Here is a 6,329-nt window from a genome sequence, read left to right as displayed (position 1 = left end):
GGAAAGTGTGCAGCATCCGTAGTATGGGGTGTTGTTGGCAACGCCCCTGAAGAATGTTCGACCTATCTCCCTTGCTGCTCTGGAGTGAAGAGCAGCTTTGCTCCTGGGCAGTTTCGCCATGTTTGCGGAATACACAGCAACGCCGTGCATGGAGAGAACTGGCGAAAGGGAACAATACCAATATAGATATGTTGATATTTCTGTATATCCATATAGATATAAATAAGGCTATGCAGATATACGATAATGTAGAAATGAAACAATATAGCAATACATCAATATGGTAATGTAGCAATATAGATATAAAGTAATACGGATAGCAATATAGATATGAATGTATATGGATAATCAAGCAATCAAGGCATGGCAAAGTGACCGCAGGGAGCCTTGCCGTGCCTACCTCTCTCCGGCATACACCGTCCGCCTTCAAGGCAGACATCGGTATGCCGGGTTGAAGGATGCCGTACTCTTTCCGAGTGGTCTTATAGACCATGTGGCAGAGGCAGAAAGTAAGCCTCATTCTCTCAGTGAAGCTCGTGCAACGTTCAGCTTCTGAGAAAAAGAACGAGCCTTACTTTCTGATGGCAGCCCGGAAAGTGTGCAGCATCCGTAGTATGGGGTGTTGTTGGCAACGCCCCTGAAGAATGTTCGACCTATCTCCCTTGCTGCTCTGGAGTGAAGAGCAGCTTTGCTCCTGGGCAGTTTCGCCATGTTTGCGTAATACACAGCAACGCCGTGCATGGAGAGAACTGGCGAAAGGGTTGAAAACAAAGAGTTAGAAACGAAAAACATCAAAGCTTACAGATAAGCATTATAGATATAACAAAATATTCATAATAGCCACCGATTACTTAAACATCCAACCATCGGAGATACCACTTTACAGGTGAAGCTGAATGGTTCGCCTGATGGCTGCGACCAATGAAGGAGCAGCCCGAAAAGAACAAGAGCCATGGACTCTTGCTATATATATTGAAGTTATCTTACCACTCCAGTTTCAATCTCAGTCTCTAAATATGAGGAAATCCATTCTGCCAAAACCATTCATATAGTAGTACTAAAAAAGGCAGAAAACAATTCCTGCCTTTTTGTATTAGTCAATAAATCCAATTAAATCAAGATACATCATTCTCGAAGAGAGTTTATCTTCTAAGGGGATATTGTTAGCTTCCTTTTCAAGCTCTTCTGTTGAGTATAGATATTTAAAGCCATTCTTCTCATAGAAATGAAGTATGTTGCTTTTATTATATGCGTCAACAACTATAAAGCGGCATCCTGTTTTATTGTTTGGATGAATAAACCAAGACGCAATAAATTCTATGACTTGTGAGCCAACAGATATGTTTTTACCTTGAAACTCCTTTGAAACGCCTAATCTTCCTATAAGAACTGCGGGATAGCTCCTTGTTCTCTTTGAATTAGGTATTTTCCTTTGTATCTTGTTCCTTGAAGAATTTGGTATCAATGCAGCTTTTATGCTATCATTAGCCAAAGTAAAAGCACAAACTATTTGTGGGTCATTTCCCTCTGTCGCAAAATAATATGTCTTGCCAAGAAGTTGCTCTGCATACAATAAAGCATCATTGTGAAAGAAATCATCCAAATCATCATCCCCACAGCTGAACGACTCTAATTCTCCTTGTGCCGTTACTGGATATGGAATACCCCCACATCTATTTTGCAAAAGGTCCTTTTCCTCCATGCTCTTTTAGATATTTTCGTGAACGTTCCATCATTCTGTCAATATCCTCAAACGAGAAAAGTAATTTTCTCCTTTTTGGATTTCTCTCATTCTCCTCCGCCTCACGTACAAAACGTTCAGCGGTTTCACCTGTCAATACAGGTATGCTTCTTATTTCTAATGCCATAATATTTCCTTTTTGATAATGTATATTTTAATTATGCAAAGATACAACAAAGTTCTTAAATACCAATAATCTAAGCATATTTTAACCTTATGCGTAAGATAAGAGCGGCTATAGCCGCTCCGATTTTATTCCGTGATGTGCTCTCTATCTGCAAGTATTTTTTTCAATCGTTTACGGCATTCTTCGGTGTCTGCCTCCTCAATGTAGCTGCGGATAGAAGAAGCGTAAGTGGTTTCCATTGCCATTTCAAGCAACTCATAATCGTTATTTGTCATTTTGCTCATATCTTTATTTTTTATGGAGCGGTGGTTAGCCGCTCCGTTACCTTTTTTAGTCTGTTACGTTATAAAAGTAGTTCAACTCGTCACCTTGCAAGTGGTTGACCGCATAGTTATCGGCAATGTTCCACGCATCGTTATAGAGTTTTGCAAGAGGCATGTTTCTCTCATACCATTGTGCAATCTTGTGGTTAAGTACCATAACAAGCTCTGTAAGATACTTGTAGTTACCTTTCCACTCATTAAAGGCACGTTTGAAAGTGTCTTCAACGGCTGCGACACCAAAGGCATCTGCAATAGAGAAGTCTTGCCAAAAAGTAGTCATTGGCTTGTAACCTGTCTCACTCTCGATGTTCCAAACAGGAACTTTTACAAAAATCTTTCCCATAATCAAATCTGCTTTAAAGGGTTCAACAATAAAATTATTCTGGATTTCCTGATTCATCTGCCTTTTAAGGACTTTCCGTTTCGTTCAATCCGAGTTTTTTTTTAGAATCATTCCGGCATAACCGTCATCACCTAAGCCTTTTTACGTGCTTTAGAAGATGGCAGCCCAATAAGGCAGTAAGCCAAACAATCGGTAGAGATTTTTTGTAGAATACCCAATCTNTCAATCCGAGTTTTTTTTTAGAATCATTCCGGCATAACCGTCATCACCTAAGCCTTTTTACGTGCTTTAGAAGATGGCAGCCCAATAAGGCAGTAAGCCAAACAATCGGTAGAGATTTTTTGTAGAATACCCAATCTCTGATTGCGGAAGTCTGCTGCAAAAAATCTTCGCCGATAGGGAGAGCATCGACTGGTGTTTGGTGTCTGCCTGGGCTGCCATACCTTTGCACGTTAAAAAGCTGGCGGTGATGGTTAACGGCACAACCTATGCTAAAAAATTGAGGTTGAACATAAGAAACGGAAACTGAAATATAGATATAGAAAAATATATATAGCCTTATTGCAAGCAATAGATATAGAGAGTAATATGCCAATACGGCTATACAGCAATACAGTAATATGCCAATACGGCAATATAGATATAAAGACTGTAACACCTAAACGAAAATGACCAAAAGAAAAGGCTATCCGCTGATAACCTTTTCTTATTGAAAATTGGAGTATATGAATGGTGGCTTTATGCCACCTTTGGAGCCTTGGTTTCTATGAGTTCTATCTTTGTAACAGCAAAAACTGTTTTATAAACCTCCTTGCCATCCTTGGTGTAGGAATCAGCCTTAAAGAATCCCTCAACCTTGATAAGGGTGCCCTTTTTGAGCATATCAATTGTGGCGGTATCATCCTTCTTGATCCAAGTCTCCATATCAAGGATAGAAGACTTCTTTACTTCCTGGTCACCCTTCTTCTCTGTAGTTCTGAAAGAGAGACCGAAACGTGCTACGCTGGCTTTCTCGAAGTTCTTAACTTTTGCGTCGTTTACTACGAAACCTGAAATAGTGAAATTGTTCATTGCGTTCATAACTGTAATTTTTTAATTGTTAATACTAATTTTACGTGCATAATAGTAGCGAACAAGGAGAAGGTGAGTCACGGCAAGAGATGTCCAATATATTTTTCACCCTTGGGTATGGAGTTTTTGATTAAGGAGCAACTGCACCCAAAAAGTCTGAAAAAAATATTGAGACAAACAGGATGTGCGCCCTTGCCAACACCGCTTGTGCTAACTTTGCAAAGTAAAATGGTTGTTAACAACTATACAAAAATTATCAGAACGCAAATGATCATAAAAATCTCACTTTAGGTTTCGATATACGACACTATGAAAACGATAAACGGAAAGCCAAGTTTCACTCCTATATCTCATTAAACTACAGAGAAGAAGGGTGCTTGGGTATATGTCTATCCTCGATATGGAGGCAATAAGAAAATGCAAACCGACACGATATGTTCAAAAAGGGATAGAGGATGTATGAGGAATTTGGCTGATTCCATATAATGAATGTGGCAAGAACATATAAATAGCGGTACAAAGATAGAACTCGATATAAAAGAGGCATCATGGTATAAACGTCAGTACATCTTATTCAATTTTACATTAGAATAAGGCTTATGCTTTAGGCTTAAAAAATAGGAATTACAGGCTTGGACGTGAAATGTAGATATTAATATTTACAGTCATACGTATTGCTGTCTATAAGACATTATAGCCATAAATTAATACTTGAATATAAAAATACCATCGGAGATACCTCTTTGCAGGTGAAGCTGAATGGTTCGCCTGATGGCTGCGACCGATGAGGGAGCAGCCCGGAAATATAAAGAGAGAAGCATTAGGCAATACTTCGCTCTTTATATTATTGGTATTTTTGCTACAAAGAAACATTATTATTTATGTTTTGCCCTCTTGAATTTCACATATTCGGGAGCCAAAACCTTAATATCATAACTATCAGAATTATCATATTTGTTACGGCAATAAGAAAGTATTCTTTTCAATTCCTCGTGGCATTCTTCACGCTGCAAGGCTGAATAATTATAGCAATACGTAGAATCCTTATCCGCATAATCAACAAACATTCCAGCACTATCATTGCAACCGAAACAAGTTATATTATAGATAGGCTCTGTTGTTCTCATAAAAACCATATCACCAATTATAAGATATTTACTTGCTCTTTTCTTAATATTGGCTTTAGAAGTAGCATCACCTCTCTCACCTGTCCAACGGCTATCATTGTAATAATCATTACCCCATATTATAAACTGCCAGTTAATTGTGTTTATAGTCTCGTTTTGTTCTATTGGCTCACCGTCTGCACGATTCATTTTACGCCATTGCACATTGCGATATAGTTTCCCTTTAAACACTCTTATCTCACATTCCTCACAGTTATAGCTTTTGACCACCATAACAAGAGGTGCGTCTTCCTTGCTACATTCTTTGATGTTTATAGATGTATAACTCTTTACCTCACGCTCTCTAAGCTTCTTACACCGAGGAGTCGGCAAATACTCCTCGGTGTAGCTAAACTTGATGTACTGTTTCATATCGTCAGTATTATTTAATCCTCAATTTTTAATATTACATCCATATCATTCTCGAAGAAGATTTGAGTTTGGTATGTTTTACCAAACACACTCTCCAATATTCCCTTGAACTCTTCGGCTTCATCTTCATTAGGTGAAAACCACAAGTACATTCCTTTTGGAACGTGCTTTTTACAATCATAGCCATGACGAAATACACTTATTGTATCATTGTCTGCATCGTCATATTCAACTTCTACAAACGAATAATAGTCTGTGAGTGCATGAATATCACATTCATATATAATTTTTGCTAAATCTGTTGCTTTCATATCTTTTATAATTTAATCATTGTATATTCCTTGATAACACTTGCCCGGACATCTGCCGATTCGGCAAGTATAGTAATCATAATCTTGTGATAATGAAGAGTAGTGATAAACATTATGTTTGCAACCTCTACATATCTTATCTTGTAAATCCGTAATCATTGCTCTTCATCTTTTTAATGTAGCTGGTTTACTCTGCAAGGCTCTATAACCCATTCGTAAGACAAACCGCAACACTGGCTTTGATTCATTCTTCGCAAATCATCCGCTTGTTCTTTTGTTATAGGGTCATCTTTCAACTTCATAAGTTTCTTGATGCTTGCTTCCTTGTTTGTACCTATATAAACCAAATCTTCACTTGAACGAGTGTTCCATTGGTCTGTTCGATAGAAAATATATACTAACATAATCAATTTGTTTTAAAGTTCAACTTATCTTTATCATTACTTCTTGATGTACTTCTCCAACAATTTTGGACGTACATTCAATGCTTTGGCGAAAACGTCCAACTGACAAGCATAGCGAGTTTCATAATAGCTACGCTCCATTTGGTTCTTGGAATTTGCCAAATCTTGCAAGATGTCTCGAAGGTATCTCTTCACAACATACTTGTACCATTCCAACTTTTTGCCTTTTTCGTCAGTAATATCTGCCATAATCAAATCTGCTTTAAAGGGTTCAACAATAAAATTATTCTGGATTTCCTGATTCATCTGCCTTTTTAAGGACTTTCGTTTCGTTCAATCCGAGATTTTTTTTTAGAATCATTCCGGCATAACCGTCATCACCTAAGCCTTTTTACGTGCTTTAGAAGATGGCAGCCCAATAAGGCAGTAAGCCAAACAATCGGTAGAGATTTTTTGTAGAATACCCAATCT

At 38.0% G+C, this 6,329-nt stretch carries 12 protein-coding genes; 2 read left to right on the top strand and 10 right to left on the bottom strand.

Features of this window, described 5'->3' with window-relative positions; translation table 11 throughout:
• Both C9991_RS16790 and C9991_RS16380 read left to right on the top strand, forming a co-directional pair.
• Positions 1-186, top strand: a 186-nt coding sequence (locus C9991_RS16790) for a hypothetical protein (protein ID WP_157949523.1), incomplete at its 5' end; no start/stop codon positions are given.
• Positions 187-340: 154 nt separating this feature from the next.
• Positions 341-556, top strand: a complete 216-nt coding sequence (locus C9991_RS16380; RefSeq protein ID WP_157949522.1) for a hypothetical protein — start codon at positions 341-343, stop codon at positions 554-556.
• A 537-nt stretch (positions 557-1,093) separates the two neighbouring features.
• Here the strand turns inward: C9991_RS16380 and C9991_RS16375 are convergent.
• The 10 genes from C9991_RS16375 to C9991_RS16340 all read right to left on the bottom strand — a co-directional run bounded on the left by C9991_RS16375 (position 1,094) and on the right by C9991_RS16340 (position 6,107).
• Complete coding sequence (locus tag C9991_RS16375) at positions 1,094-1,702, bottom strand: GNAT family N-acetyltransferase (protein ID WP_232823388.1); 609 nt, start codon at positions 1,700-1,702, stop codon at positions 1,094-1,096.
• Positions 1,674-1,868 (bottom strand): hypothetical protein, encoded by a 195-nt coding sequence (locus tag C9991_RS16370; RefSeq protein ID WP_106813533.1) that lies wholly within the window; start codon positions 1,866-1,868, stop codon positions 1,674-1,676. The genes C9991_RS16375 and C9991_RS16370 overlap by 29 nt, the downstream gene beginning before the upstream one ends.
• Positions 1,869-1,993: 125 nt before the next feature.
• Positions 1,994-2,152, bottom strand: a complete 159-nt coding sequence (locus tag C9991_RS16785; protein WP_157949521.1) for a hypothetical protein — start codon at positions 2,150-2,152, stop codon at positions 1,994-1,996.
• Positions 2,153-2,198: 46 nt separating this feature from the next.
• Positions 2,199-2,534 carry a hypothetical protein gene (locus C9991_RS16365; RefSeq protein WP_106813537.1) on the bottom strand — a complete coding sequence of 112 codons (336 nt, stop codon included), beginning with the start codon at positions 2,532-2,534 and terminating at the stop codon, positions 2,199-2,201.
• A gap of 288 nt (positions 2,535-2,822) precedes the next feature.
• Entirely contained in the window at positions 2,823-2,975 is a 153-nt protein-coding gene (locus tag C9991_RS16940) for a hypothetical protein (protein ID WP_198643844.1), read from the bottom strand.
• Positions 2,976-3,272: 297 nt separating this feature from the next.
• A complete protein-coding gene (locus C9991_RS16360) occupies positions 3,273-3,614 on the bottom strand; it encodes a single-stranded DNA-binding protein (protein ID WP_106813532.1) in 342 nt (113 codons plus the stop codon).
• A gap of 866 nt (positions 3,615-4,480) precedes the next feature.
• Entirely contained in the window at positions 4,481-5,143 is a 663-nt protein-coding gene (locus C9991_RS16355; protein WP_106813531.1) for a DUF8359 domain-containing protein, read from the bottom strand.
• Between the two features lie 14 nt (positions 5,144-5,157).
• Positions 5,158-5,454 (bottom strand): hypothetical protein, encoded by a 297-nt coding sequence (locus C9991_RS16350; protein WP_106813530.1) that lies wholly within the window; start codon positions 5,452-5,454, stop codon positions 5,158-5,160.
• 173 nt (positions 5,455-5,627) lie between these two features.
• A complete protein-coding gene (locus tag C9991_RS16345; protein ID WP_106813529.1) occupies positions 5,628-5,858 on the bottom strand; it encodes a hypothetical protein in 231 nt (76 codons plus the stop codon).
• Between the two features lie 36 nt (positions 5,859-5,894).
• Entirely contained in the window at positions 5,895-6,107 is a 213-nt protein-coding gene (locus C9991_RS16340; RefSeq protein ID WP_106813536.1) for a hypothetical protein, read from the bottom strand.
• Positions 6,108-6,329 lie beyond the last annotated feature (222 nt).

This window comes from Prevotella merdae, from assembly GCF_900290275.1.
Lineage (GTDB): Bacteria > Bacteroidota > Bacteroidia > Bacteroidales > Bacteroidaceae > Prevotella > Prevotella merdae.
Note: the sequence above shows the minus strand (reverse complement) of the source record. Positions and strands in the feature narration are given on the sequence as shown.

Excerpts from the sequence above, each read along its gene's own strand:
- C9991_RS16365 (WP_106813537.1), bottom strand. The coding sequence starts at position 2,534 with ATGGGAAAGATTTTTGTAAAAGTTCCTGTTTGGAACATCGAGAGTGAG.
- C9991_RS16345 (WP_106813529.1), bottom strand. The coding sequence starts at position 5,858 with ATGTTAGTATATATTTTCTATCGAACAGACCAATGGAACACTCGTTCA.
- C9991_RS16940 (WP_198643844.1), bottom strand. The coding sequence starts at position 2,975 with ATGGCAGCCCAGGCAGACACCAAACACCAGTCGATGCTCTCCCTATCG.
- C9991_RS16360 (WP_106813532.1), bottom strand. The coding sequence starts at position 3,614 with ATGAACGCAATGAACAATTTCACTATTTCAGGTTTCGTAGTAAACGAC.
- C9991_RS16785 (WP_157949521.1), bottom strand. The coding sequence starts at position 2,152 with ATGAGCAAAATGACAAATAACGATTATGAGTTGCTTGAAATGGCAATG.
- C9991_RS16380 (WP_157949522.1), top strand. The coding sequence starts at position 341 with ATGGATAATCAAGCAATCAAGGCATGGCAAAGTGACCGCAGGGAGCCT.
- C9991_RS16355 (WP_106813531.1), bottom strand. The coding sequence starts at position 5,143 with ATGAAACAGTACATCAAGTTTAGCTACACCGAGGAGTATTTGCCGACT.
- C9991_RS16370 (WP_106813533.1), bottom strand. The coding sequence starts at position 1,868 with ATGGCATTAGAAATAAGAAGCATACCTGTATTGACAGGTGAAACCGCT.
- C9991_RS16350 (WP_106813530.1), bottom strand. The coding sequence starts at position 5,454 with ATGAAAGCAACAGATTTAGCAAAAATTATATATGAATGTGATATTCAT.
- C9991_RS16340 (WP_106813536.1), bottom strand. The coding sequence starts at position 6,107 with ATGGCAGATATTACTGACGAAAAAGGCAAAAAGTTGGAATGGTACAAG.
- C9991_RS16375 (WP_232823388.1), bottom strand. The coding sequence starts at position 1,702 with ATGGAGGAAAAGGACCTTTTGCAAAATAGATGTGGGGGTATTCCATAT.